The sequence below is a fragment of the Streptomyces sp. 3330 genome, assembly GCF_031456635.1.
GTDB lineage: Bacteria > Actinomycetota > Actinomycetes > Streptomycetales > Streptomycetaceae > Streptomyces.
Window position 1 is genome coordinate 27,325 of the sequence record NZ_JAVDVA010000041.1, and the last position, 26,100, is coordinate 53,424.

The window sequence follows — 26,100 nt, forward strand, 5'->3', positions numbered from 1 at the left end:
CACCACGCGCGCACCAAGCCGTGCTCGCCGCAGGCGGAGGGCACGACAGCACCTTCCGCCTGATCGCCAGAGTCCTTGCCCCCGTTGAGACCTGCGGCCAAGTCACCGAAGGCGCAGGGTTCTCCGACACCCTCAACCGCGCCGCCTACACTCTCGGCGGCCTCGTCGCCGCCGGCCGGCTTTTACCGAGGAAGAAGCTCAGCACGCCCTCACTCAGGCCGCTGCGACAGCCCGACCAGGCCAGGAGCGCCGCGCCGCCCAGATCATCAGCAGCGGCCTGGCGGCCGGCCGCCGACAGCCCCTCCACACGCGAAGGGGCCCCGATGACGTCACACGGCAACGAGGCTGAGGCCCTCTTCGACTTCGATCCCGAAGCCGTCGCTGGCCAGATCCGCAAACAGGCACGCCCTGCCCCGGCCACTACCGTGGCTCTGCCCGCCCAAGCCGCCACTTCCCGCGCAGCCGCCGGAGAGGCGACCTCGGCCGGACTGTTGCCCGACACGCTCACCGACCGCGGCAACGCCAAACTGTTCGTCAAGCTGTACGCCAACGACTACCGTCACGTCCCCGGAATCGGCTGGTACCGGTGGGACACCACCCGCTGGCAGATCGACGAGGACGACACCGTCTTGTGGGCAGCCGGCGACCTTGCCGAAGCCATCGCCGTGTACGACCCGCGCGGCCTGTTCACCAGTCAAGCCCTGCAGTCACACCGCCGCCGCGCCTTGTCCACCACCGGCATCAACGCCATGCTCACCCAGGCCAAGTCCGCCCCCGGCATGGTCCTCAACGCAGCGCTCCTGGACGCAGATCCCTACGCCCTGTGCACCCCCGACGGCATCGTCGACCTGCGCACAGGCCTGATCAATGTCCCCGACCCCAACAAACACTTCCACTCCCGCTCCACCACGGTAGGGCCCCAGCCCCTTCCCACTCCTCGATGGCAGCGCTTTCTGACCGACACTTTCGGCGCCGATGCCGAAGACCGGCAGATGATCGCCTACCTCCAGCTGCTACTTGGGTACTCCGTCACCGGCGACGTCGGAGGCCAGGTCCTGCCCTTCCTCTTCGGCTCCGGAAAGAACGGCAAATCCGTTCTCCTCGACGTCCTCATGAAGCTCCTCGGCGACTACGCCGACGCAGCTCCCCCCGGCTTCCTGATGGCTCGCCCCTACGAAGGCCACCCCACCGACCTGGCAGAACTCCACGGCCGGCGAGTCATCGTCTGCTCCGAGGTCAAACACGGCGACAAGTTCTACGATGCCCGTGTGAAGCTGCTCACCGGCGGTGACCGCATCAAGGCACGCCGCATGCGACAAGACTTCTTCAGCTTCGAACCCACCCACAAACTCTGGCTGCTCGGCAATCACCGCCCCGAAGTCGGCACGGGAGGATTCGCCTTCTGGCGCCGCATGCGGCTCATCCCCTTCGAGCGGATCGTCCCCGACCACCGTAAGATCGACAATCTGGCGGACATCCTCGTCACCGAAGAGGGACCAGGCATCCTGGGCTGGCTCATCGACGGCGCCCGCCGCTACCTCGCCGGAGACCGCGACCTCACAGGGCCCGAGCGCGTCCGGATCGCTACCACCGCGTATGCAGAGACCGAAGACCACACCGGCCGCTTCTACGAAGAATGCTGCACACTTGGCCTCGAGCTTCGCGCCGAGCAGACAGCGCTCTACGCCGTCTACCGGACCTGGTGCCAGAATGAAGGTGCACCCGTCATGTCCTCGCGGGCATTCGCCGCCCGCACCCGCGAAGTCGTCGGCCTGGCCTCGCCCAAGCAGATGATCCTGTCCAACCAGCGCAAGCACTACCCCGGCATCGGACTGCTCGCCGAGCAGGAGAGGGACCCCAGCACATGAGCTCCCTGATCGAAGAAGCCGAAATCAGCCACGAAGCCGAGCTGGTCTGGCTCGAGAACGTCGATGGCCTTGATTACGTCCGCCAGAGCCTGGACCGGCTACCCACTCGCAAGGGACGCCCGGCATACCACCGCGACGGGCGCATGGTCGGCTACGCCCTGCTGGCACCCACGGCGAAACCGTCTCGAGCTTCCGGTACCTTCCGCCGCCGCGTCTTCTGGCTGCTGCCTCACGACCGTGACACCAAGCCCGACGGTCTGTATGCGCGGGAGCGCACCCGCTGAAGCCGTGGGCCCGCTCACCCTCGAACCTCGTGTCAAGGGCTATAAGACCGAACGTTCCGAAGGTGGCCCACCCTCCACAGCCATGCAGGAACTCGGCATAACCCTGCCGCTTTGACCAGGAGAACAAGCTGGAAGAGGCTGGGCGGCGGCGGTTGAAGCGGAGGCCTACCATCCTGCTGCTTGACGTGGAGCATTGACGAAGTCACTAGACGACGTAGGACAGTCCGAAGATCAGCCCGTGCCGTCGGCGATGCCGGGTCGCTGCTTCAGCCGGTTGATGTGCGACTCGACCGTATTGCGCTGCTTGTGGGTCTCTCGGTCGATGGCCAGAGGCGGGCCTGCGGCATCCATTGCCCCGTCGCAGCCGATAGCCCCGCTGGTCTGCCGGGCCCGGTATCGCCGCCCGGATGCCGCGCCTGCGCACATGTCCGCGGATCGCGGGCGGAACAGGCCTTGCCGGCAGGGACCATGTCAGCCCGATGCGGGGGCGCCCGCGCGGTCGGGGAATGCGCGAGCGGGCCATGACGCCGGAGGTTCGGGCCAAGCGGGACGAACTCGCTGTCGCCGAAAGGGTCCTTGAGCGGGTGAGCGAGCAACTCGCCGACGAGCGCGCCTCGGCCGCGCCGATGCCCGGGCAGGTGGGCGGACGGGCCGTGATGCCGATCCCGCACCGCGAGCCGGGCGTGGGGGAGACCACTGTCCGCAGTTGGCGCGACGAGCTGATCAACCGCTCGCAGCACTGGCCCCGCGCATGGACCGTGCCCTGAAAAAGGTCGCCAGGCAGGGCGGGGAGGTGGTCCTGATCGACGGCACCCTCATCCCCACCCAGCGCCGCACTAGAAGGGCCAATCGGCGGAACCACTCCGGCAAACACCACCATCACGGCCTTCAGTTCCTCGTTCTCACCGATGAGAAAGGCCACCTGATCTGGATATCAGCCGCCCGTCCCGGCCGCATGCCGTGGGGCCGGGACGGGCGTTTGGGTCAGTGGTCGTGCCGGGCAGCTGTGATGTCGTGGGTCTGGCACGGACAGGAGTCCAGGACCTGCGGAGGTTGGCGCTGGCGCTGGCGCTGCTCAAGAGGCGGCAGGAGGGGAGTACCTGCTTTCGGGGCAACAACCCGGATTGCTCAGAGCCGGAGGAGCTGTGCCCGCCCAGCCGGAGCCTCGGACCCGCGCCAACCGGTTCGAAAGGTCAGTGGGGCGGAGCCGCTCGAGCTCCTCTGCACGCGGCATCCCGTCAGCCTTGCTCACCCCACCCTGGTGGAAATACTTCTGAGTCCTGCCGGTGCCGCTGGAGCGCTGCTCCACCCTTCAGAACTACCGCCCGGACTTCGGTCTCTTCGGTCCCACAGGTTGTATGCCCAGGTCAGGGAGGTAAATCAGTGAACCACGGGACTGACGGGACCGAGAACCCAAGTTGCCTGCTGCGTGGACGGCAGGATTCTTCCGCGCGCGCGACTGCGGAGACGACATCGGCAAGTGATAACTGCAACATTGAGTCCCGTCAGTCCCGCCCTTGGCAGCCCATACGGGCTGACCTGCGCTTTTGTATACGGGACTGAGGACTCGTCCTGGGCAGCGCAAGATCACCGACTGCTCAGAGACTCCCCCGTCAATCGAACCAGCTCGGGGTAGGCCCCACACCGATCGGCGACCTCTCGCACGCTCGCCCCCGTGAGCAGTCGGCCAGTCCGTTGCCTACCCGGCGGGCGAGCGCAGGCTGGTGGCCGACGACACCCCAGAGCAGCGTGGTCGAGACGTCAGACATCTCAATCAACGGCTCGGAGCCCTCATGCGTTGCGCTTCCTCAACCGTCACGTCGTCGGTGGCCAGGGCGAAGAATCGGTCAGACCCCGCCGCTTGCACTCGCATCACACTCTTCCACGGCGGCGCGCAATCAGCGGTCCATCGGCTGAGTAACCGCATTCCGCATGGTCGTCGGGTCGTCAAGGACAGATGTCTGTCTGCCCTGGTACTGACACTCAAAGAAGCGGTCCGTAAGGCATCGACGCAAGCGTTAGTGCCGCCGAAGGAACACTGTTACCGAGCGACCCTATTTCCGCCGACCGCCCTTCTGCGGGCAAGCGCTGGAAGTACGGCCTGGGCCCACTGCGTCTTCGGCACGAAGTTGGCCGACGACGCTATCCCGCAGGTCTGCACGACTGAGGGCTACCGCCGTGGAGCCGACCGGCTGACCTCCGCCATCTGTCAGATCCTGCTGCTCAACCGTAAGTCCCTCCGTCAGGACTTGTCCGGCGAGGTTCTGTCCGCCATCCGCACGCCTCTGACCATGCTCGGACAGTGGGGCAACGATCTCCACGGCATCCACCGAGTGGTCGCCGTCCATGGGTAAGCGGACCCGCCGCCGCGACCCCGCCGCGAGTTCTCTCAACAGACCGACGGCCTCCGCCTTCAGGACCAGATCGGCAAGCTGCTGACGCCCGAGTCGTAGCCCCGCTTCTTGAAGGTGCTACGGGCGTCCTGTATCGACCTCATGGGAGTGGATTCGCGTCGGTTCGATCCCGCTCACGCGCTGCGGCCTGATCAGGTTCAGCGTCCGCTGGATACGGTCCGGCCCGGCATGGCCGGCCTTCTCCGCCAGCGTCCAGCCGTTCTTCCGCAGCAACGCAGCGATCGGGCCCCGCACATAGGCAAGTGCTGACTCCCGAGGTTCCGACCGGCCGAACCGGTGCATGAACCGCCCATGCCCCGAATCCAGTTCACTCGCCCACACCCGTACGTCAACAAGGTCTCCACCCATAACCACACCAACGACCGACCTGGCCAGCAGCCACGGTAGACACCGTTGCGGTATCAATGCCGGATTCCGCTTTGGCTGGACATACGTCCTGGTGGCGGGGTAGTTGCGGGTGCTCGAGGGCGGGTCCTGGGCGTTGGGCTCTGGGCACGGCCGGAGTGTGACGACGACGAGCGGGCCGTCGTTTGCCAGCTGGGGCGGGCGCGGAAGGCGCCTTGGGATGTGGCGACGCGGGCCCGGATGATCGAGTGGAGCTGGACTGCTGCCAGAGAACGGTCCGATCGATGCCGGAGCTGCGCCGCTCCCAACGATCCGGCTTGCAGGGACTCGACGATCTGGGCGGGCAGGGCCGCAAGCGGCGGATCACCGAGGAGGAACGATCTCGGATCATCTCCCTAGTCAAGACCGTGCCGTCGTGGCGGCTGCGGTCGAAGCCCGTCGGGGAACCGTGGGCCTTCGACGAGTCGGGACCCGCCGAGTGGACGCCGTCGGCCGGTCGCAGGCCACTGTAGACTCAATAGCACCGTCGACCGGTCCCTGCGGCGCCGAAACGTGTACCTCGTGTGAGGAATCCAGCACCAGGTACGACGCCAGCGTTCAACCAAATATTTGAAGCCGTTGCGCAGCTGGCGAAGCTCGGACGGTTTCAGCCGCATCTGTTGGCGGCTGTCGGCCCACCAGATCTCGAAGTCGGCAGCGGGCAGCGGTGCGTCCCGCCGGCCAGTCCTCGCTCCCCTCCGGCGGAATCCAGGATTCGCAGCCCGCGGCCGTGCGGCTGAAGGTATGAATAGCCGTGTGTGCACTGGCGTGGCCCGGGGCTCTTGGGGGGATACCGGGCCACGCCATCTACTGGTCTCGACCATGGGCGCCGAGGCCAGCGGGATGCCGCATGAGCTGCCTCCTGTCTGACGGGGGATCGTATAGTCGGCCGCTCACGCTGCACCCACTCATAGCTACGTGGGGCTGCCCTGGATGGTTCTAGTTTTTTGAGATCCGTGGACGATTCGTCATAGGGTCGGCAATCGCCACCGGCGGAGGCGGCCGTCGCTGTGCAGACGTACCGCTGTCGACCTTCGCGCCGCCCGTCGCAGGGACTCCCGCGTCGGGGGTGCTGTCGGCATGCAGACGGACAGTGGGCTTGCAGGTTGCGTAGCGGGAGATCATCTCTGTGTCCTGGCCGGCCGATCCTTTCCCGCAGCGCCCAGGGTATCGCCACCTCTCGCCGCGATTGCCTGACCGCTGTCCCCCTGATCGGCAGCCTGTTGTGGGGTTTCTCGGGTCTGCCAGGGCACGGAGTCTCTCTCAAGGGTGCCGAGGTCACGTCAGTCGCGACATCGTGGGCTTGACCTGCACTCCCGGAAGTTCAGGTGGATCTTGAACGCTTTGCCGGGCAAGCGGCGTCTTTCAGAAAGGAGATGAAACAAGACAAGAGGTAGGTACCTGTGCCCACTGACCGCAGCCAAAGCCAACCCGCGGATGCGTCTCGCGAAGATCTTGAATGGTGGACGACCGCTTTTGAGCAACCACCACGTGCCGCTCCGATCCCACCGTCTCTCAGTCTCGACGCCACAGCAGTGGCTGCGCGACCGACTCCTATCAGGAGCCTTGACGACCTGCCTGCCACGCCGGGCAGCTATGAGAGTGGGCTCCGAAACCGGCTGAGTGACATGCAGAACGCTTCGCTTGCGGCTGCGGCACGTATGAGAGTTCCAGGGACAAGGCCAGGCTCTCGCTGGAGTACAGAGTCGATGGAGGTAGCCCATGTACCCAACGTCCTACGGAAGTCGAGACCGCAGGGCCAGTCGATGTGAACATTTGATCGAATTCTGCCAATGGGGCCTGTACCGTGACCGTGTCGGTACCAGCTCTGCCTGGCAGGCGCAGGACGGGCGGTCGTTCTTCGTCCACTAGGGATCGGGATCGGGTCCTCGCCGGCTGAGTCTGGGGACATGAGCGAGTTGTGCCTCGGAGCGTTGGGGAAGGCATTCGAAGTCCGGGACGTTTCGTCGGCGTTCGTGATCCGGCCCAGGGTGCGTTCGGCTTACCGTCTCCGTGGCAGGACGACGAGATCCTTGGCTACGCGTGGTTAGCGGACCTTCTGACAGACATGTGCAGAGAGTCGCCGGACCAGGCGGTGAGCTGGCCGGCGTAGGCGGAGTCGGCCTGGACCTAGGTGATTTCGGCCGCATGAGGCGACGCCGAGGGGCACGTGTTGCTCTGCAGCCCGGCCCGGCCGGGCAGTTGCGCCGACATCACCCAGACCGACAGTCCGGACAGGCCCGGTTCCTGGCCGACGGCCCGTTCATGGAGATGGAGATCTTTACGGACGCCTGCTACCGGGGCTTGCGCTCTCGGAGCGGCGGCCGCGTGATGACACCACCACATCGCAAGTTCAATCTCACACCTGGTACGGGGAACGGCGCAAGTTCCAGGCCGCAGTGCACCTCTCACGGCGCATCGACATCGTCCAGGCAGTCGCCGGACCGCTCTCACACCACCGGACCGTCACCCGGCCCAGCAGCTCTCGGGTGTGAACCGGGTGGCGGATCCGCGTCCTTCGACGCGACACGGCCAACCGCGCACGAGGTCTTTCGCTGGACGACCGAGGTGATCGGCGGACGGCTGCGCAGGCGGCGCCCGCGTGATGCCCTGTTTTCCTGAACCGTGAACTATCTCTCCGTAGTTTGAGTGGGGGCCGCTGTGGTTGGTTGCGCAACGGTGTGGACGGCCGGCCCTGCAAAGCGCCTTGGACTTTCAGCATGATCTAGCGCGGAACCCTGGGCGTTCACGCCCAGGAGGAAGCGCTTCTCAAGATAGGGGTGACCTGCCCTGGTGTACGGGTCCGCACTGTGGGCCTCAGTCGGGACGCTTCTGGTTCTCGATGTACTCCTTGATGATCGCCAGCGGTGCGCCTCCGCAGGACGCGGCGAAGTAGGACGGGGACCAGAAGTGGTCGCCCCACAGGTACTTGCGGATGTGACCGGGGAACTCCTGGCGGAGCCTGCGGGCTGAGACGCCCTTGAGGGAGCCGACGAGCCGGGAGATGGCGACCTTGGGCGGGTAGTGCACGAGCAGGTGAACGTGATCGCGCTCGCCGTTGAACTCCACCAGCTCGGTTTCGAAGTCGGCACACACGGCCCGCATGATCTCTTCGCAGCGCGTGAGGATCTCGTCGGTGAACGGGCCGCGCCGGTACTTGGGTGTAAAGACCAAGTGGGCATGGAGGGCATAGACGACCGTTCGGCCCCTGTAGATGTTGGGGTCTGGTTCCCAGCGTGGTGACATAGACCAACCGTAGTACGATGTCCGTCATGAAGATCGTGACGCAGGTGAAGCTGATGCCGCAGGCCGACCAGGCCGCCGCGCTGTCGGCGACCCTGCGCACGGTCAACGACCTGGCGTGCTGGGTCTCCGAGGTGGCCATCGCCCATGGTGTGCCGCGTGAATACGAGCTGCGCAAACACACCTACCCGCGCCTCAAGGCTGAAGGGCTCGGGGCGCAGGCGGCGCAACACGTGATCAAGAAGGTGCGCGATGCGTACACGACGCTGCACGCCAACATCCGCGCAGGGAACCTTGGCAAGCCGACGTCGAAGCGCCGGATCAAGGCTGAGTCGAAGCCGATCACGTTCCGTCCCCAGGCCGCGCAGCCGTATGACGACCGGTGTTTGAGCTGGCAGTACGACGCACAGACCGTGTCCATCTGGACAATCGCCGGGCGCCTGAAGAACGTGCCGTTCGTGTGCTCTGCCGACGCGCTCAAGGCACTGCGCGAGTACCGCAAGGGCGAGGCAGACTTGATCGAGCGTGACGGGGTTTTCTATCTGATCGCCACTTGCGAGGTCGCCGAGGCCGAGACGTACGCGCCGGACGACTTCATCGGTGTGGACCTCGGCATCGTCAACATCGCCACTACGTCCGTCGGCTATCAGGCGGCCGGGCGCCAACTCAACCGCTACCGCCAGCATCAGCTTGCCCTGCGGGCAAAGCTCCAGAAGAAGCGCACCAAGTCCGCCAAGCGGCGGCTGAAGGAGCGCTCCCGCCGCGAAGCGCGGCACGTCAAGAACACCAACCACATCATCGCCAAGACGATCGTGACCGAGGCTGAACGCACCTCGGCCGGGATCTCCCTGGAAGAACTCAAGGGAATCCGGCAGAGGGTACGGCTCCGCAAGCCCCAACGGGTCGCGCTCCACTCCTGGGCATTCGCCCAGCTCGCAGACTTCATCATCTACAAGGCCAAGCGGGCCGGCGTGCCCCTGGTCTTCATCGATCCCGCGTACACGTCCCAAACATGTGCCGAGTGCGGCCACGTCGACCAGCGCAACCGTCTTGACCAGAGACGTTTCCTCTGCCGGGGGTGCGGGGTCGTTGCCCACGCTGACCGGAATGCTTCCCACAACATCGCCACCCGTGGCAAGAGCGTGTGGAATGCGGGGCGTGAGTCACGCGTCCCTGCCACCCCATAAGGGTGTTTGGACGGAGGAGCCAACCCAGCAGCCAGTCGGACGCTACCTCCAAGCCCGGTCCTTTAGGGCCGGGTCAAGTTGACGGCTGTTGAATGCCAGCTGGGCAGGGTGCGCTGCCGCTGCTTGGCCAGGATTCTCAGCCGGTCGCGTAGCACCGGCTCTCGCATCCACTCGCCGAGCGCGTCACCCCAGGCCGTGGTGTCGCTCTGCGGAATGAGACGTCCAGGGCGCTTCGGCTCGCTCTCGCCGGGGAAGGCGGCGTGGCCCACCGCTTTCGGAATCCCACCGACACCTGACGCGTAGACGGGCAGTCCATGCGCGAGTGCCTCGGTGATGCACATGCCGTACGGCTCGTTGTCGGACGCCAGCACCAGCAGACCGGTCCATGTGTACTCGGCGTCCAGTTCGGTGCTGGTCAGTGGGCCGAGCAGGGACATCCGGTCGACGAGTCCGGTCTCGGCAATCGAGGCCCGCAGCCGAGCGGCGTATGCGGGGTCCGGCTCCGCACCGGCCACCTTCAGGTGCCACGGCAGATCACGCGGAAGGGTGGCGAGCGCGCTCACGAGCGTGGTGTGTCCCTTGCGCTCGGTGGTACTGGCCACGCAGAGCAGATGTCGGCCACCGCTGAGGGTGCCGCCCGACGCGAGGGGAGAGGGATGAACGCCAGGCACGGCGACATGCACGCGAGCACCCGGCAAGCCATGGCGCTCGGTGAGTTGTAAGGCCGTTCAGTGGCTGGTCGCGACAGCCGCAGACGCGTATCCCAGTGCCTCGCGCTCGGCGCGATCGAGGGCTGGGCTACCTGTGGGTCCAGCCCGGTCTCGTCGGCGAGCGGCAGATGGACCAGGACCACTAGGCGCTGCCGCTCACAGTGGGTGGCCATGATGTCCGGGACCCCGCAGGCGATCAACCCGTCCAACAGCACCACCGAGTGATCGGGTATCGCCTCCAGGATGGAGGACAGCTCGCGCAGGCTGTCGGGAGCCGCGCGGGGCCAGGAGCCGGCCACGGGCCGCACCTGCACGTTCCAGCCAAGCCCATCGCTCAACTCCCGGGCCAGCTCACGGTCGTACCGGTTGCCGCCCGACGGGCTGCGTTCGTCGTTCAACCCGGCTGGTACGACGAAGTACACAGCAGTCACCCTTGCTTACTCCTTCACCTTTGTTGTTACAGAGCGTATGGGTACCGTTGCCATCATGGTGATCTTGGTCAAACTTCGGTGAGATCGCCCAAAGTCCAATGAGACGGGACACGCGATGTTGCCCCGTTCCTGAACTGCAAGACACGTGGGCTGGAGAGGGCGTAGCGCAAGCGGCCATCCCTGGGCAGGGACTTGGAAACTCGGACGAACCTGCCAGGTACCTCCTCAATCGCTGTTGCTCTTTCCGATATTTACGGCGCGGAAGGTGATCGGGTGTGCTCGGGGCCGTCGGAGACTGCGCTCACGAAGGCCACTCTGGAGCTGCCCGAGGCATGCCCAGCGCCGGTGAGGCAGGCTGTAGGAGCCCGTTGAGACTGGGCAAAGCGGATTTCCAGGAGCGGATTTCGCCGGGCACCGCAGCACCGCGCCCTTGAGTTCGTCCGCGAGCCGCGGCCGCGTCTAGGGGGTGTCTGACATATGGGTGTGGTGAGCGGGCGTGCCAGGCGTCGCGACGCCGCGGGCATTTCCGGCGCAATCGCCATTCCTGGCCGTAGGCGGCGATGTCTGGTCCGCGGAGTGGGAAGAAGTACTCGTGCGGGTCGGCCACCGGTTCGTCGGGTGAATCCGCGGCTGAGGGGTGCGCGCCCACGTGCACGGCCTGATCGGTCCGGTGGGCCGGATGAACAGCCGGCAGCCAAGGAGTGGCCCGGCAACCGCGACCGGCCCGGCCGCACCTGGCGACCGGGCGGAAGCCCGGTCGAAGTGGACTGCCACACCTTCATCACCAGAGACCAACCGGTGGTCATCCCTTTCGGGATCTACGACGTCGCCCGCAACTTCCACAGCCTGACGTGACGTCAGCCGAGTACCCTCAGGAAAACGGCTCTGACCAGCAGCGATAGCGAACTGCGACGGGAGTACCAGGCCCGGCGCGGCGGTATCCGCATGCTTTTTGGCGACTTGACGGCATCACCAAAAAGCACGAGGCCGACACCCTGCGTGACAGTACCGTATACATCTATGCGCGGTCGCCGAGATAACGTTCGAGTAACGGACTGCGAGATTTAGAACTCCAGAAGAGAGCAGAGCCGTGTCCGGGGTGTCAAAACGTTCTGGGTACTACCAGGGCGGCATCTTCTTCGGAGGTTCAGTGTCTCGCACTCGTAGCACCCTTTTCGCAGCGGTCGTCGTGGCCGGTGCTCTAACGCTTACCGCTTGTGGTGGTGACGAAAGCAGCAACGGAGCCTCGGATGCTGCCGCTGCATCCGAGGAAGTCAGCTTCAAGAGCGGTACTGCTGAACAGAATAAGGCCGATCTGAGTACCGGCGACTTTGCAGCCAACGCAGCCCCCGCGAAGCAGGCCAAGGAATCCGGGCCAGTGATCCGCAACTGGGTTCAGCTTTCGGCAGGTGCGGCCGGGGACCTGGACCCCGTTGTGACAAACGCTGCGGGGTTTGTCCTGTACCGGTTCGACAAGGATGCGCCCTCCCAGTCCAACTGCTTCGATCAGTGTGAAAAGACATGGCCGCCGTATGTCGTGAAGCCTGGCGGCAAGGTTTTCATTGACGGAATCAACAAGGCTGATGTGGGCTTCATCAAGCGGGACAAGGGGTTCCAGGTGACCATCGGAAAGGCTCCGGTGTACCTGTTCAGCAAGGATCTCGCCCCGGGCGACACCAACGGCCAGGGTGTTGGCGGTACCTGGTTCGGTGTCACGCCCGACGGCCAGAAGGCGGGCACGGACGCCGACGCACCTGAGCCCGATGTCGAGGAGCCCGCGGCCGGGTCAGGCGATAGTGACAGCGACTCGACCGCATCCGAGCTGGTCAAGCGTTCGGTTGAAGGCTTCTACAAGTACGCCGAGGACGCCACGGACAGCGAAAGTGCGGTGGGGACCGTCAAGGGCACTGGTTGCCAGAATGTTCCCTCGCTGGGCGGAGCAATCTCCACTATCGGTCCCGAGGATGCGGCATCGGGTGGAAAGCCCATCAAGCTGTGGTCCGGACGCGACTGCACCGGCGAATCCCTTCTGCTCCGGAACGGAAACGCTGCAGACCTTGCAGACATGAACTTCGACAACAAGACCCGCTCCATCTTCATCGGAGAGTTCAAGGACGCCAGTTAGTAGGACCCCCTGCCTTTGAGCGACAGAAAAATTGCGCCGGTATGGCGACCGAACTGCCACTCCTGCCAGATTTCACGATCTTCTGGCAGGAGTGGCTTTGCGTTCCCAATCATCCGCTCAGGATCTACGTGCTCTCCGTGCATCAAGCGGCCTGCGGACACTCCAGGCCTGCCTGTGCCGCCGTTAGCGCCCGGAATACCTGAAAGATTCCGGCCAGGTATCGGCAGAAGGGCAGACGGCTGAGCACACGAGGGCTCACAGACCCTTCCGTACCCGGAAACACACTCCTGAACGGAGGCGAAGGCGTTCCGCACATGTCGGCCCGTTCGCCGGCACGTAACGCCCGCTCCATACCCGAGGAGGTTCATGAGCGCCGAACCTGTCCACTTCGACGCCGCAGCCGTCGCCGCGCAGATTCGTCAGCAGGCGTTTGGCTTTGCACCGTCCAAGCCGGTTCCTGGCCCAAGTCTGCCCGTACAGCAGACCAGCCTTCGCTGCCCACCGCGCGCCGCTGAGCCGTTGACACGCTTCCTTCCGGATTCACTCACCGACCGCGGCAATGCGAAGCTGTTCGCCCGCCTCTACAACGATCAGTTCCGATATGTGATCGGCATGGGCTGGCACTCGTGGGACGCCTATCGTTGGAAACTCACAGGTGGCGACGAAGCCGCCCGATGGGCAGCCGGAGAGCTTGCCGAGCAGATCCCCGAGCGCGATCCCGAAGGCCGCTTCACCGACCGCCAGCTCGCATCACACCGCCGACACTCCGAATCATCCTCCGGAATAAAGGCACTTCTGTACCAAGCGCAGGCATCCCCTGCATTGCGCCTGGCCCCCGACATTCTCGACGGTGATATCTACGCTCTGTGCACCCCCTCCGGTGTCGTCGACCTGCGCACTGGGGAGCTGCGCAAGCCCGACCCTCTCACCGACATGCACTCCCGCGCCACCACCGTCGCACCGCAGAAGATTCCCATCCCTCGGTGGAACAGCTTCCTGCGTGACACCTTCGGAGACGACCACAGAGGACTGGAGACCATCCGGTTTTTGCACCTGCTGCTCGGCTACTCCATCACCGGTGACGTCGGCGCCCAAGTGATGCCGTTCCTCTATGGCTCCGGTGCCAACGGCAAGTCCGTTCTGCTCGAAGTCACCATGCAGATTCTGGGAGACTACGCGAACGCCGCCCCTCCCGGATTCCTCATGGAAAAGGGAAAGTTCACTGAGCACTCCACCGAACTCACCGAACTCCACGGCAGACGCATCGTGGTGTGCAGTGAGCTGAAGCCGAACGACAAGTTCAACGAAGGCCGCGTGAAGCTTCTCACCGGCGGTGACACCATTACTGCCCGGCGCATGAGGCAGAACTTCTTTACCTTCACACCCACGCACAAGCTCTGGCTGTTGGGCAACCATCGCCCCGAAGTGGGAACCGGTGGATACGCCTTCTGGCGTCGTATGCGCATCATCCCCTTCGAACGACGTGTGCCCGACGAACGCAAGGTCGACAACCTGGCAGCCGAACTCGTGACCGACGAAGGTCCCGGGATTCTGCAATGGCTCATCGAGGGAGCAATACAATACCTGTCCACCCGGGACCCGCTCACCGGTCCGCCTTCCGTCCGTATCGCCACCGCCGCATACGAGACCACGGAGGATCACATAGGTCGCTTCATCACAGAACGCTGCGTCAGGAACGAGGCCGGCCGCACCGACCCGGATCTGCGGGTCGAACAGAAGTTGCTCTACGAAGCCTATGGCCACTGGTGCTCCGACGAAGGCATCCGCGCCTCCACACCGCGTGCCTTCGCCAGCCGAATCCGCCAGGAACTCGGGCTGTCCTCACCCTCGGACATGATCAAAAGCAATGCGACCAAGTTCTATCCCGGCTTGGGCCTGCTTCCCGACGGAGCCGTCCCGGACGGGGGGAGGAGGAGCGTATGACGACATGCTCCCAGGAAAAGCTGATCGAGCGACCGTACGATGGATCATGCTTCGCCCCCCACCGGTCGAGGTGCGGCAAGCCAGCCAACGCAATGACCGGTCCCGGCGAGGCCGGCGGCATACAGGAGACCCGATGAGCGCGATGCCGCAGAAAGGCGATCTCGCCCAGGAGACCGAGATCGTCTGGCTCGAAGACCCCATGCGCCTCGACTACGTCCGGCAGGCTCTCGACAAGGTCAACACACGCAGGGGAAAGCCCCGTTACGAGCGTGACGGCCGGCTGATCGGCTACAGCAACCTCGAACCCGAGGCGCCTCGGCGTATCGACAGTGGCCTGTTTGCCCGGCGCATCTTCTATCTGCTGCCCCACGACCGGCCCAACCGCCCTGGTGACCCTGATTGCCCGTACAACGTGGGATCCCCCCTTGAAGCAGTCGACCCCAGGACTGTGGGGGCAGGGCAGGTCGGACGGAAGACCGCTCGTTCACAAGGCACTCCGGATTCGGTGCCCGCGGGATCTTGAGCACGGTGCGTGTCGCCTGGTGAGGGCCGAAGCACCATGTGATGCCTTACCGGCGGTAGCCGATGTCGGCTGGGGTCGGCGGGCGTTCGTTCCCAACCGCCTCGCGCCCTGCCACCTCGGCGGCCGGCAGCTCCCACCATACCCAGCACTCCGATGACAGCGTCGTTAGACAGACCCCGCCGTTAGACTCTGGAAGCCGTCCGCGCGGCCAACCCGGTCAGTGGCCCTCATTGTCGCCTTGGCTGCAAGTTCACTGAGGAGGAGGCCGGTGGAAAAGCGGTTGCGGTTCTCGGTTCTGGGGCCGGTCAGGGCGTGGCGTGGTGAAGCCGAGGTCGAACTCGGGCCGCCTCAGCAGCGGGCGGTACTGGCCGTGCTGCTGCTGGCGGACGGTGCGCAGGTGTCGGCGGTGCGGTTAATCAATGCGGTGTGGGGGACCGCGGCACCGGCCTCGGCGTCCACGATTGTGCGAGGTTATGTCCACCGGTTGAGGAAGTCACTCGAGTCCGGCGGGAACGCCTCGTCGCCCGTAATCCGCTCCGCCGGTGACGGCTATCAGCTTCGTGTGACGCCGGATGAGCTGGATCTGGGCATCTTCCAGGAACGGCTGGTTCAGGCTGAGCGGGCACGCAGCGCCGGGGACACCAAGGGCGTGCTGACGCACCTGCGTGATGCCCTTGGCCTGTGGCAGGGGGCAGCACTGGCTGGCATCCGGGGTGCGTACGCGCAGAGCCAGCGGCAGCGGCTGGGGGAGCTGCGCCGGTCCGCGCAGGTGGCCCGCTTTACGGCCGAACTCGACCTGGGCGCCCACGCGCACGTAACTGGAGAGCTGGCCGGGCTGGTTGCCGAGGACCCGCTGGATGAGCGGCTCAGAGAACTGCTGATGCTTGCCCTGTACCGGTCAGGGCGGCAGGCGGCGGCTCTTGCCGTCTACCGCGAGGCACAGATGCTGCTCGCGGATGAGCTGGGGGTCGATCCCGGTCCGGAACTGCAGACGATGTACCAGCGGGTCCTGCGAGCCGACGCCGGGCTGCTGGCTCCGTCCGCCCCCGCTGAGCCCGCCCCCGCTGAGCCCGCCCCCGCCGAGCCCGCCCCGGCTCCTGCGCAGGCTCCAGCTGTCCCAGCCCAACTCCCCGCCGATCTGGCGGCCTTCGTCGGCAGGGAAGCGGAACTGGCCGAGGTAGCCCGACTGCCTGCAGCCGGTGCCGTCGTGATCAGCGCCATCGCGGGCATGGCGGGCGTCGGCAAGACCACCTTCGCGGTGCACTGGGCGCGGCAGGTCGCCGACCGCTTCCCCGATGGTCAGCTGTACCTGAATCTGCGAGGCTTCGACCCGATCGGGCTTCCGGTCCTGCCCCAGCACGCCCTGCGGACACTGCTGGAGTCGCTCGGCACGGAGACCAAAGGGATGACGCAGGACATCCACACGCTCGCGGTCCGGTATCGCACCCAGCTCGCCGGCAAGCGCGTACTTCTGCTGCTGGACAACGCCCGCGATGCCGCCCAGGTGCGGCCGCTGCTGCCCGGTGCGCCCGGCTGTCTGGTCATCGTCACCAGCCGCAACCGGCTTGCCGGTCTGGTCGCTGTCGATGGCGCCTACGCCTTGAACCTCGACGTGCTCTCCCCGTCGGAGGCCCGCGAACTGCTCGCCCGCCGCCTCGGGCAGCAGCGCGTGACAGCCGAACCGGAAGCGGTCCACGAGATCATCGCCCAGTGTGCCCGGCTGCCGCTGGCTCTGGCCATCACTGCGGCCCGCGCCGCAACCCGGCCGGCTATCTCCCTGACATCGATCGCGGACGAACTGCGCAACAGCGCCGACAGCCTGGACGCATTCAACGGCGGCGACACCGCGGCCGACGTGCGTGCCGTCTTCTCCTGGTCCTACCACACCCTTACCCCCGACGCCGCCCGCCTCTTCCGGCTGCTCGCGCTGCACCCGGGCCCCGACATCACGCTGCCCGCCGCCACCAGCCTGGCGGGCCTCACCGTCCCCCGCACCCGGCAGCTGCTCGGAGAACTCACCCAGGCCCACCTCGTGGACGAGGCCGTCCCCGGCCGCTACGTCTCGCACGACCTGCTGCGCGCCTACGCCACCGAGCTGATCGAGACCGTCGAAGCACCCCAGCAAGTGCAAGCTGCCCGACTGAGGATGTTCGACCACTACCTCCACACCGCCCACGAGGCCGCCGCACTGACGACCTCACGTGCACTGATCTCCCTGGCGTCCGCAGCCGAGGGGGTGCAGCCCGAAAAGCTCACCGGAGACACAGGCAAGGCGACGGCCTGGTTCGCCGCCGAGCAGGCGGTGTTGCTGGCAGTCCGTGAAGAGGCCGCCAACCGCCGATACGACACCCACACGTGGCAACTCGCCTGGGCCATCGGCCATTACCTGCACCTCCGAGGCCTATGGCGCGAGCAAGAAGCTGTACACCGTGCCGCCATGGATGCGGCGTGTCGGCTGGGCGACCGGACCGCCCAGGCCCATGTGCACAACGGTCTCACCCTTGCCACGGGGAACCTGGGCCGCTTCGACGACGCACGCATTCATGCCGAGCGGGCCGTCGAACTGTTCACACAATCAGGCGACATGAGAGCCTACGCAGACAGCTATTACAACCTGGCCTGGGTACGGGTTCGCCAGGGCCATCCGGAAGCCGCGCTCGGCGCCGTTCAGCAGTCCCTCATGCTTTTCCGGGCCTGTGACAGCGGCTCTGGCGACGACCGCCGCGGCCAGCGGGCCATAGCTACCGCGCTCAACGCGGTCGGCTGGTGCCACACCCTCCTCGGGCAGCACCAACAAGCCCTCGACTACTGCCGGCAGGCACTGGCACTGCAACAAGAACTCGGCCACGACGCCGGCACGGCGGATACCTGGGACAGCATCGGCCACGCTCTCCACCATCTGGGACAGTACGACGAAGCCGTAGCCGCCTACGGCAACGCCCTCGCCCTCTACCGGCAGCTCGATGCTCCCAGACTCAGAGCCATCACTCTCATGCACCTAGGGGACACCCACCTCAGCGCCGCCCACCCCGAGGCGGCCCGCGCCGCGTGGAGCGAGGCACTGGACGCCATGAACGAGCTCGGCGACGCCGACGCCGAGCAACTTGCCGGGCCCCTCCGCGACCGATGGCGCCGGCTCGACGAGCCGAATGAGCCTCCAGACACGGGCGCGGATCTCACCGGTTCGTAGCCTGCCTTCGCACCCGTACCGCGAGTGGCGCTGAAGCGCCGGTCGGATCAGCCTTACGCTGCCCCCGCTCGCACAGTCTTCCAGGACATGGACACGAGCTGTTTCGGGAGGCACCGGCCGAAGAGGACCTGGGCGGCCGTCGGTCCGTCCCGGAGGAAATCGCTGGGGACCGCGCTGTGTGATGCCGCATCAGGAGACTGCGGCCGGACTCGGGCCTGGACGCGCAGACCGGCGGCCGGGTGATCACACCACCACACCGCAAGGTAAAGAGGAACGCCCCGGACTGGTAGGAAGAGGTTCACAAACGCTAGCGCAGGGCGCACGCCTCGGGCCGCATCCGGGCCGGACACCGCATCGCTCACCTGAAGAGGTGGCGGGCCCCGGCCCGCCACCCCAGGCGCCGCGAGCACATGAGCAACACTGTCCAGGGCGTCGTCGGCCTGCCGTCCCGTCAACAACGGCGGCCCTGACATCAGTACGACCTGTGTGAACGCCGGTCCCCGCCGCGACTTTCGAGGCCCACCGCCTACCTTGCACGAACTCGTCAGGAAGATGTCGTTCGGTTGAGGCGTTGGAGGTGGTCCCGTCAAGCTCAGTGTAGGAGTGGCCACGGTTCTGGGGTTGTGTCGACGTCTGACTGTCCCCGCCGGCCCTCGAACGCGGCCCGGTGAACTCTTTTTATCGTCAGCGCGAAGTAGCTATTAACCCGTGATGGACCGGATGAAGAATCATCTGGTCCACCAGAGAATTCCTCCGGTATCGTTTAGGGGCAAGTTATGGCTGCTACTGTAGATAGTGTGGCTGCAGAGGCTGTGAAGTTCGCGAGAATGGCGATTCATCCTGAATCGCCGAGCCTGGAGCAAGATCTGCTGTGTTACCGCAATATCGCCCGGGCGTCGGTTTTGAATTTGATATACAACGGAGACCCTCGAGCGTACGCCGCACACCTGCCTCTCGGAGGCAGTCTGGGCTGGTCAGCGCGGTGGTTGTCCTTGCTGCGAACACCAGGGACAAGGACGCGGACATCATCCTGACCGACCGGGTCGCCAAGGACACCGACGCAGCCGTCCGCCTGCCCCTGGCTGACTGGAGCCTCCTGTGGTGTCGGTCACATCCGCAGGGCCACGGCAGGACCACGCGCCCTGACGGTCGCACGGGGTGACCGCCACCTCGCGGCACAGCAAGCTCAGGAATGGGACCCGAAAGCCTTCACTGTGCATTCCGAGTTGATCCCCGCCGGCACGCCGACCGCGAAGGAGGCGATGACGCCCAGGCTGAGCGTGTCGAGAGGGATGACGACTGGCCAGTCCCGCAGCACGGCGTAACCCGCGGTGCACAGCGCCCCGACGACGGCGCCTCCGGACGCGCCCAGCAGCGACAACACCTCCGACTCGGTGAGGAACTGCCCCCGGATTGTCCGCGGCCGGCGCCCAGGCTCCGCCGCAGGCCGACCTCACGGCGCCCCTCGAGGACCGAAATGTACATGGTGTGGCCACACCCATCCCGCCCCCTGCGAGCGCGATGCCGGCCAGCGACAGGAACAGCGTCGAAGAGGCGCTTTGGATGGCGCGTTTGGCCGCGAGCGCGTCGGCGGGATCGGTGAGGCGCACGGACTGGTGGGTGTCGGCGACTGCGCCGGTGGCCGTGACGGGCCCGATGCGGGCGGCCATCTCGGCGGCCTGCGGCGGCAACTTGATCTGTTCCTGACCCTGGGGGACCAGGGGCTGGGCCTTGAGCCGGTCGATGCCCAGCGCGGTCACCTGGTGCAGTAGTGCCTGCTGGCTGGGGGCCGGTACGCCAGTGACGAGGATCATCGTGGCGATGCCTACGGAAATGCCGAGTGCCGAGAGCACAGCACGCATCTGCGCATACGTAGTCCCAGCACACCTTCCGGCGACCCGGCCGGTGAGGTACGGGGGCGGAGATGCGGTGCGCCAACGGTCCGCCGACCGCGTCCGAATCACGATGGCTGCCAGTCCGAGCAAGTCCAGGTGGTTGCGGGGATCTCGCTCGCATGCACGCGCGCCTCACCCGCGGCCGTCAGGTACGCGAAACCTTCCCGCTGGCCGCCTACGAGCGGCGGGAGTACGAGCTGCGGGATAGGGAGCCAACGAAGCTCCTGCGCTGATGAGTTGAGACGTGGAACGCCTCTCTCGACAGTTCAGGAGCCCTCTGCGTTGTGGATGTAAGCCTCGTCCCCCGATCGACGCGCCGGAGGACATGGGCGAGGGCCGAGCCGTCCCCCGAGTCCGGGTAGAGCACGGGTGCCGCCCTGAAAACGCTTCACGGTCTACGGCACTTCGCCACGACCATTCACCCGCCCAGTCCTCGGCATGCCCCGTTCAACGAGTCACTCGGGGACGAGCCAGGCCAACCATGCACGGGGTCGCTATCCGTTGACGACTGAACAGGCGAACGTTGCTTGATGCGGCACTGCACCGAGTGCATCGCCGCGCCCTACTAAAACGGCACGGCTGGTTCATCGGCGCTTCTGCGGCGCACTTGACTGCGCGCGAGCAACACCTCCCCAATCGAAAACGGGCAGCAGAATGCCCGTGCCGCGTTCCGGTCCAGTTGGAACTGGCTTGGACGCCGCAACAGCGGAGATCTCGGGGGGTGTGTGAGAAGGGGCGGGTGACTGCTGGGCTGCCTCCTCGAAATAACTTGGGGTAAGTCGACTAAGGGTGTACCGCCCCGCTATGTTTGAATGAGGAAGGAGGAATGTACCCAGCCTGTATTTCCTGGCCTCGCTGGCTTCTGACTCATTCATCCATCCATTCTCATTACGCAAAGAAATAAACCATTGGTAAATCGGATATCCCGGCTCTGGGCATTTCCCATGCCGCTCCGGCCTGCCGTGGTAGTAATTTTTGATTGCAGCGGTTTGGTCTGCGTTCTTGTAAGGCATATTGTCGCGTCCTGTCTCACTCTGATTTTTTAGTGCTGCATTCGCTCTCTACGACGTGCGCATTGGCCTAAGGGTTCAGGGGTCACTTCATCAAGCTTTTTAACCATTTATGCGACTCTAGCGGTCAGATCCGGGCGATCGGGAAGAGATTCGCTTCCGTGGAGCCGAGTGGGCAGCCAGGCGGTAGGCGACGCTCCCGAGCACCTGTGTCGATGCACGGCACGGCATCCCATCCGCGACAGATGGGGTGCCGGATTCCTGGCTTCTGTGCCCCCCGCGACGATCGGCCGTAGTGCTGGGGTGTCGAAGGTTGCGCAGGAGGGTGGTTCGGCTCCGTGCGCTCCCTGCGGCGGTCACCTGCGGCGAAAGCTCGTCGGCAGTTCACTCCTGGATCCCGATCGATGGAAATTGAACTGCGCGGCGGTCGGAGCCGTTGCCGAGCACGAACGAGCAGATCGCTTGCCCCACCCCTCAGTCACGGGAGTGTGCCGGATCCGGTCGGGCGAGCCGCGTGGGACGGCTGTTGGGAGAGGTGAGAGCGGTGAGCGAGAGGGCGGGTGATCCCTCAAGGCCACGGGCGGCGAGGGCATGGGGACTGCCGTGAAGGCCGGTGCGCCGCGAGGTCGCCTGGTGAGCCTGCCTCGCAAGGCCGAAGACGCAGGGGCGGACGCCGTGCTGCTTGGTTGTCGCGCACGTTGGCCGGTGGCCTGTCCAGAGCACGTTCTGGCGATCCAGGCCAGGGCCCCTCGGGGGCCCGACGGCGTTGGCTTCGGTGCTTCCACCCGCATTCGCGGAATCTCTGAGAGGCATTCACTGAACCGTCGGACAGCCATCCACCACGAGATATGAAGCCTTCGATGATTTACCAGATGGGCTTCGTGTGTGAATTCCATAAACTAGAGGAAGTGACGATGATATACACCCAAACGGAAGCGCGCGCGGCGGAAATTGAACAGGCGGCCCTCAAAATGCCCTCGCGGGCCTGTTCGTCGCGTGTGAACCCGGACGGACGCGGGTGTGGAGCCCCGGATGGCAGGATCGAAGAAAGGTTCTCCTATTGGCAGCCCGAGACGAGCGGCGACGTCGCACCGCAGTATCCGAACTAAGCCGCAACTTCCGGAGTTTTCTGTGGAGTATTTCAGGCAGCCCGTCAAGCCCGAACTTTCACCCGACCGAGACGATGGTAGGGACCCGGATTTTGATCCGGATGCAGATTTCGGGGCACCGGAACGCTCACGCTTTCGCCTGCGCTTCCGTCTCCCGCGCACCGCACGGACTCCTCCCCTTCGAAGCGGTCCCCGCATACCTGGCGTCGCGCGCTCCTCGCTCCTTGCCGGTCTCGACAGGAAGGCTCGGATAATCCTTGCCGTCGGTCTTCTTTTCGCCGTCGGATCGGTGGCAGCGTTCGCCTTCTCGGGCAATGAGCGGGACGTCGCCGGGGACACCCCGGCGCCGTTGACCGTCACCACCTTCCCCGCGTTTCCGACCGCGAGCGTGATGCCGCCGGCTGCTGAGGAGCAGCCCGATGGCGGAGTGATCGTCGCACCGGAGCTGCCCGAGGACGAGGACGAGGACGCGAACGCGAACGCGAACGCCGGGTCCGACTCGGACTCCGGGTCCAACGCGAACTCCGACTCGGTCGCGGCGCCGCCGGAGGAGGAACCGGGCGGAGAGGTTCCGGAGGTGTCCGAGCAGTCGCCGAGCGCCGAGCAGCGCCAGGGCGCGGGTTCGGAGGAGGGCCGGACGGCCGGCGCGGCCACCGCTCCGGTCCGGGGATACGTGATCACCTCGACGTACGCCCAGGCAGGGAACTGGTCAACGGGTCATCACACCGGGGTCGATCTGGCGGTCCAGGTCGGCACGCCTGTCGTGAGCGTGCTGCCCGGAATGGTGCTGATGTCGGCCACCGACGCCAGCTATGGCCACTACATTCTGATCCGGCACGCCGAACACGAGTACAGCCTGTACGCGCATCTCTCCCGCCTGGACGTCCGGCAGGGGGCGACCGTGTCGGCAGCGCAGCAGATCGGGCTGTCCGGAGCCACCGGCAATGTGACCGGCCCTCATCTGCACTTCGAGGTACGGACCGAACCGGTCTTCGGCTCGGACATCGACCCGGTCGCCTATCTGGCCGACCACGGGGTGCGCCTCTGACCGCCCGGGTCCGTCCCGCAACTCCACCCCGCGCCCCGTCACCGCGTGCTTTCCCACCTTCCCGCACCCCTTGCCGGCGGAGCACGCGGCGACCGGGCTTGTCCGCCGCTGGCGCTGCCAGGAGCGGTCTCATTCCTCCATTTGTCACAGTTGGATAACGTGCGCTCCTTTTTAGAACCCCACACGCCGTGGCAGCCGTGTCGGGTGTGCCAGCCGATCTGAAAAGACCAGAACGTCAATGCCACCATTTTTCGGGGGTTCTCCCATGTATCGCACCCGTATTGCCACCGTCGCGGCGACCTTGATGGCCGGGACTCTTCTCCTTACCGCTTGCGGTGGTGGGGACGAGCAGGCCGCGAAGAATTCGGAGACGTCGGTCGCCGCGGACGAGGTCAACTTCAAGGACGGTACGGCCAAGCAGAACAAGGCTGATCTGAGCACCGGCGACTTCGCCGCCAACGCGGCCCCTGCCAAGAAGCAGTCGAGTCCGGTCATTCGCAACTGGGTTCAGCTGTCGGCCGCCTCGGCTGGAGATCTGGATCCCGTGGTGACGAACGCTGCCGGTTTCGTTCTCTACCGGTTCGACAAGGACACGCCAGGCAAGTCCAACTGCTTCGACGCGTGCGAACAGACCTGGCCGCCGTATCTCGTGAAGCCGGGCGGCAAGGTCTTCATCGACGGCATCAAGAAGTCGGACGTCGGCTTTATCAGGCGAAGCAAGGGCTTTCAGCTCACCCTCGGCAAGGCGCCGCTGTACCTGTTCAGCAAGGATCTGCAGCCCGGTGACACCAACGGCCAGGGCGTCGGCGGCACCTGGTTCGGTGTGACCCCTGACGGCAAGCGGTCCGGCGAGGACGGTGGCGAAGTGGCCGAGCCCGAGATCGAGGAGTCCGGCAACGGCGGCGCCACGGGCGGAAACGGCTCCGCCGGAGGCGAGACAAAGGGCACCAAGTTGGTCGCACGCTCCCAGGACGGACTCTACAAGTTCGCCGACGACCCCAACGACTCCGAGAGCGCGGTCGGCACCGTCTCCGGCCGGGGTTGCAAGAACACCTCTCTGGGCGGCGCCATCTCCTCGATCAGCCCGGACGACGACCAGTCGGTCGGCAAGCCGATCAAGTTGTGGGACGGCCCCGACTGCACCGGGAAGTCTCTCCTCCTGGAGAGTGGTGTCTCCGCGAACCTCGCCGCGCAGAACTTCGACAACAAGACCCGCTCGGTCTTCATCGGGGAGTTCGCCACCGGCACTCAGTGACCACTCGGCGACCCCCGTTCTCTGCCGGCACCGCCCGCGCATCAGGCCACCTCTGCCGCGACGCTCTCCCTTTCGGCAGAGGTGGCCGCGCGCGGATGAGCCGGCAGAGAGACGGCGATTCACCGGTTCATGACGGACGGCTTCACAGCACAGGAAGGGGCGGCGGCACGCGATGGGTAATGAGATGAAGGGCCGCAGCGGCCGGAGGGGAAAACCGTTCGGAATGCTCCTGTGGGTGACGGCCTCACTGCTGTTCACGGTCACAGGCTGCCAGAGTCCGCCATCCCAAGACCAGCAAACAGTGCGCCAGTTCACCGAGCCCAAGACCTGGTCGTCGTCGGACATGGCCGAGGCCGTCCCCTACGACATGGCGATGCAGGACGGCACACAAATCGACTCGCGCGTCTCCGACCCCGAGCCGAAGCCCGTCGTGGCACAGCCCGAACAGGCACCCTATGTCGAGAATGCGGCCGTCCTGGGAAAGGTTTTTTTCGACACCCCCGAAGGCCGCCGGGTCTGCTCCGGTACCGCCGTCACAGATCCCGCAGACCCCGGTGCCTCAAGCTTGGTATGGACTGCGGGCCACTGCGTGCACACCGGCCGGACCGGTTCCTTCTACCGCAACATCGTTTTCGTGCCGTCCTACAACAACGAGGCGCTGCCCGGCGTGAGCAGCGCGGACACCGACACGCGCCAGATCTCCCCGCTGGGCGTCTGGTGGGCCGACAGGGCGGCCGTCTCCCCCGGCTGGGCGCGGGAGGGCGAGGAGGTCGGTGGCGCGGGCGCGGCCCATGACTTCGCCGTCCTGCACGTCCGCCGCTCGGGCGATCCCACCGCGTCATTGGAGGCGGCCATCGGGTATGCGATCCCGGTGGCGTTCGACGCGCCAGCCATCACCGCGATCCCCACCCTCAAGATCTGGGGGTACCCGGCGGAGGCACCGTTCGACGGCAATCTGCTGTTCTCCTGCCAGGACCGGCCCGGCAGGCTGTCCATCGACACGAAAGACCCCACTCTCTACCGGATCGGCTGCACGATGAACGGTGGAGCTTCCGGAGGCGGCTGGTTCATGGCCCGACAGGACGGCACATTGGTACTCGTCAGCAACACCTCGGTTGGACCAAGCGAAGCGCAGTGGCTCGCCGGGCCCCGACTCGGTTCCGAGGCACGGGAGCTATTCACCGCCGTAGGGGCTGACACGGGCACGGGCTGAGCACGCTTCCCGGATATAGGGGCCGTTGCCGTGCTTCGCGAATCCCGCATCGTCTGTTCCAGGAGTGGTAGCAAGGGGGGGCGTGGTGGGGGTTCGAAACATGTACGGATGACGTCTGTGCGCCGCCGGTGCACCCCCTTGGCCAGCAGGATCCGACGTACCTGGGGGCGGCTGTCGGCGACCAAGAATTTCCCCACGAACCGAGGTTTCGTGTCGGCGTAATTCCCCACCCCTGCGGTCACGAGTCCCCATGGGGATGGTGACCGT

General features: G+C 65.7%; 18 protein-coding genes and 4 pseudogenes. 16 read left to right on the forward strand and 6 right to left on the reverse strand.

Annotation, left to right across the window (positions count from 1 at the left end; all coding sequences use genetic code 11):
• Positions 1 to 323 precede the first annotated feature (323 nt).
• On the forward strand, positions 324 to 1,868 hold the full coding sequence (locus tag J2X68_RS37690) for a phage/plasmid primase, P4 family (RefSeq protein WP_310437143.1): 1,545 nt from the start codon (positions 324 to 326) through the stop codon (positions 1,866 to 1,868).
• Positions 1,865 to 2,267: pseudogene (locus J2X68_RS37695) on the forward strand (DUF6009 family protein). Before J2X68_RS37690 ends, J2X68_RS37695 begins: the two are co-directional and overlap by 4 nt.
• A 131-nt stretch (positions 2,268 to 2,398) precedes the next feature.
• On the opposite strand, the pseudogene J2X68_RS40405 reads toward J2X68_RS37695, so the two are convergent.
• Positions 2,399 to 2,678 (reverse strand): annotated as a pseudogene (locus J2X68_RS40405) (IS5/IS1182 family transposase); the annotation flags it as partial.
• Between J2X68_RS40405 and J2X68_RS37705 the strand changes: the two are divergent.
• A complete protein-coding gene (locus J2X68_RS37705; RefSeq protein WP_310437125.1) occupies positions 2,674 to 2,919 on the forward strand; it encodes a hypothetical protein in 246 nt (81 codons plus the stop codon). The pseudogene J2X68_RS40405 and the gene J2X68_RS37705 sit on opposite strands and share 5 nt — an antisense overlap.
• On the forward strand, positions 2,904 to 3,539 hold the full coding sequence (locus tag J2X68_RS37710; RefSeq protein ID WP_310437126.1) for a transposase family protein: 636 nt from the start codon (positions 2,904 to 2,906) through the stop codon (positions 3,537 to 3,539). Before J2X68_RS37705 ends, J2X68_RS37710 begins: the two co-directional genes overlap by 16 nt.
• 1,156 nt (positions 3,540 to 4,695) lie before the next feature.
• Here the strand turns inward: J2X68_RS37710 and J2X68_RS37715 are convergent.
• Positions 4,696 to 4,914 (reverse strand): annotated as a pseudogene (locus J2X68_RS37715) (IS701 family transposase); the annotation flags it as partial.
• 281 nt (positions 4,915 to 5,195) lie between these two features.
• Here J2X68_RS37715 and J2X68_RS37720 point away from each other — a divergent pair.
• Positions 5,196 to 5,423, forward strand: coding sequence for a helix-turn-helix domain-containing protein (locus J2X68_RS37720; RefSeq protein WP_310437127.1), 228 nt, complete (start codon positions 5,196 to 5,198; stop codon positions 5,421 to 5,423).
• 2,344 nt (positions 5,424 to 7,767) lie between these two features.
• Here the strand turns inward: J2X68_RS37720 and tnpA are convergent.
• Positions 7,768 to 8,196, reverse strand: a complete 429-nt coding sequence (gene tnpA / locus J2X68_RS37725; RefSeq protein WP_310437128.1) for an IS200/IS605 family transposase — start codon at positions 8,194 to 8,196, stop codon at positions 7,768 to 7,770.
• A gap of 26 nt (positions 8,197 to 8,222) precedes the next feature.
• Here tnpA and J2X68_RS37730 point away from each other — a divergent pair, with 26 nt between their 5' ends.
• Positions 8,223 to 9,380 carry a transposase gene (locus J2X68_RS37730; RefSeq protein WP_310437129.1) on the forward strand — a complete coding sequence of 386 codons (1,158 nt, stop codon included), beginning with the start codon at positions 8,223 to 8,225 and terminating at the stop codon, positions 9,378 to 9,380.
• Between the two features lie 62 nt (positions 9,381 to 9,442).
• Here the strand turns inward: J2X68_RS37730 and J2X68_RS37735 are convergent, their stop codons facing one another.
• Positions 9,443 to 10,051 (reverse strand): glycosyltransferase family 4 protein, encoded by a 609-nt coding sequence (locus tag J2X68_RS37735; RefSeq protein ID WP_399041786.1) that lies wholly within the window; start codon positions 10,049 to 10,051, stop codon positions 9,443 to 9,445.
• Positions 9,940 to 10,521 (reverse strand): hypothetical protein, encoded by a 582-nt coding sequence (locus tag J2X68_RS37740; protein WP_310437131.1) that lies wholly within the window; start codon positions 10,519 to 10,521, stop codon positions 9,940 to 9,942. The genes J2X68_RS37735 and J2X68_RS37740 overlap by 112 nt, the downstream gene beginning before the upstream one ends.
• Positions 10,522 to 11,214: 693 nt before the next feature.
• Between J2X68_RS37740 and J2X68_RS40410 the strand changes: the two are divergent.
• The 5 genes and pseudogenes from J2X68_RS40410 to J2X68_RS37760 form a co-directional block, all read left to right on the forward strand.
• A pseudogene (locus J2X68_RS40410) lies at positions 11,215 to 11,358 on the forward strand (ISAzo13 family transposase); the annotation flags it as partial.
• Between the two features lie 313 nt (positions 11,359 to 11,671).
• Positions 11,672 to 12,646, forward strand: a complete 975-nt coding sequence (locus J2X68_RS37745; protein ID WP_310437132.1) for a hypothetical protein — start codon at positions 11,672 to 11,674, stop codon at positions 12,644 to 12,646.
• A gap of 366 nt (positions 12,647 to 13,012) precedes the next feature.
• Entirely contained in the window at positions 13,013 to 14,590 is a 1,578-nt protein-coding gene (locus J2X68_RS37750; protein WP_310437133.1) for a phage/plasmid primase, P4 family, read from the forward strand.
• A 133-nt stretch (positions 14,591 to 14,723) separates the two neighbouring features.
• On the forward strand, positions 14,724 to 15,113 hold the full coding sequence (locus J2X68_RS37755) for a DUF6009 family protein (protein WP_310437134.1): 390 nt from the start codon (positions 14,724 to 14,726) through the stop codon (positions 15,111 to 15,113).
• A 268-nt stretch (positions 15,114 to 15,381) separates the two neighbouring features.
• A complete protein-coding gene (locus tag J2X68_RS37760; RefSeq protein ID WP_310437135.1) occupies positions 15,382 to 18,303 on the forward strand; it encodes a BTAD domain-containing putative transcriptional regulator in 2,922 nt (973 codons plus the stop codon).
• Between the two features lie 1,186 nt (positions 18,304 to 19,489).
• Here J2X68_RS37760 and J2X68_RS37765 read toward each other — a convergent pair.
• Entirely contained in the window at positions 19,490 to 19,687 is a 198-nt protein-coding gene (locus tag J2X68_RS37765; RefSeq protein WP_307160958.1) for a hypothetical protein, read from the reverse strand.
• Between the two features lie 175 nt (positions 19,688 to 19,862).
• Here J2X68_RS37765 and J2X68_RS37770 point away from each other — a divergent pair, with 175 nt between their 5' ends.
• The 5 genes from J2X68_RS37770 (at position 19,863) to J2X68_RS37790 (ending at position 25,833) form a co-directional block, all read left to right on the forward strand.
• Positions 19,863 to 20,075: a hypothetical protein gene (locus J2X68_RS37770; RefSeq protein ID WP_310437136.1), complete on the forward strand. Its 213-nt coding sequence runs from the start codon at positions 19,863 to 19,865 to the stop codon at positions 20,073 to 20,075.
• Between the two features lie 1,993 nt (positions 20,076 to 22,068).
• Positions 22,069 to 22,317, forward strand: a complete 249-nt coding sequence (locus J2X68_RS37775; protein WP_310437137.1) for a hypothetical protein — start codon at positions 22,069 to 22,071, stop codon at positions 22,315 to 22,317.
• 289 nt (positions 22,318 to 22,606) lie between these two features.
• A complete protein-coding gene (locus J2X68_RS37780; RefSeq protein ID WP_310437138.1) occupies positions 22,607 to 23,365 on the forward strand; it encodes a peptidoglycan DD-metalloendopeptidase family protein in 759 nt (252 codons plus the stop codon).
• A 265-nt stretch (positions 23,366 to 23,630) separates the two neighbouring features.
• Positions 23,631 to 24,620 (forward strand): hypothetical protein, encoded by a 990-nt coding sequence (locus J2X68_RS37785; RefSeq protein ID WP_310437139.1) that lies wholly within the window; start codon positions 23,631 to 23,633, stop codon positions 24,618 to 24,620.
• Positions 24,621 to 24,792: 172 nt separating this feature from the next.
• A complete protein-coding gene (locus tag J2X68_RS37790) occupies positions 24,793 to 25,833 on the forward strand; it encodes a hypothetical protein (RefSeq protein WP_310437140.1) in 1,041 nt (346 codons plus the stop codon).
• Positions 25,834 to 26,100: the final 267 nt, after the last annotated feature.

Excerpts from the sequence above, each read along its gene's own strand:
- J2X68_RS37730 (WP_310437129.1), top strand. The coding sequence starts at position 8,223 with ATGAAGATCGTGACGCAGGTGAAGCTGATGCCGCAGGCCGACCAGGCC.
- J2X68_RS37690 (WP_310437143.1), top strand. The coding sequence starts at position 324 with ATGACGTCACACGGCAACGAGGCTGAGGCCCTCTTCGACTTCGATCCC.
- J2X68_RS37790 (WP_310437140.1), top strand. The coding sequence starts at position 24,793 with ATGGGTAATGAGATGAAGGGCCGCAGCGGCCGGAGGGGAAAACCGTTC.
- J2X68_RS37785 (WP_310437139.1), top strand. The coding sequence starts at position 23,631 with ATGTATCGCACCCGTATTGCCACCGTCGCGGCGACCTTGATGGCCGGG.
- J2X68_RS37775 (WP_310437137.1), top strand. The coding sequence starts at position 22,069 with ATGATTTACCAGATGGGCTTCGTGTGTGAATTCCATAAACTAGAGGAA.
- tnpA (WP_310437128.1), bottom strand. The coding sequence starts at position 8,196 with ATGTCACCACGCTGGGAACCAGACCCCAACATCTACAGGGGCCGAACG.
- J2X68_RS37755 (WP_310437134.1), top strand. The coding sequence starts at position 14,724 with ATGAGCGCGATGCCGCAGAAAGGCGATCTCGCCCAGGAGACCGAGATC.
- J2X68_RS37720 (WP_310437127.1), top strand. The coding sequence starts at position 5,196 with ATGCCGGAGCTGCGCCGCTCCCAACGATCCGGCTTGCAGGGACTCGAC.
- J2X68_RS37705 (WP_310437125.1), top strand. The coding sequence starts at position 2,674 with ATGACGCCGGAGGTTCGGGCCAAGCGGGACGAACTCGCTGTCGCCGAA.
- J2X68_RS37750 (WP_310437133.1), top strand. The coding sequence starts at position 13,013 with ATGAGCGCCGAACCTGTCCACTTCGACGCCGCAGCCGTCGCCGCGCAG.
- J2X68_RS37710 (WP_310437126.1), top strand. The coding sequence starts at position 2,904 with ATGGACCGTGCCCTGAAAAAGGTCGCCAGGCAGGGCGGGGAGGTGGTC.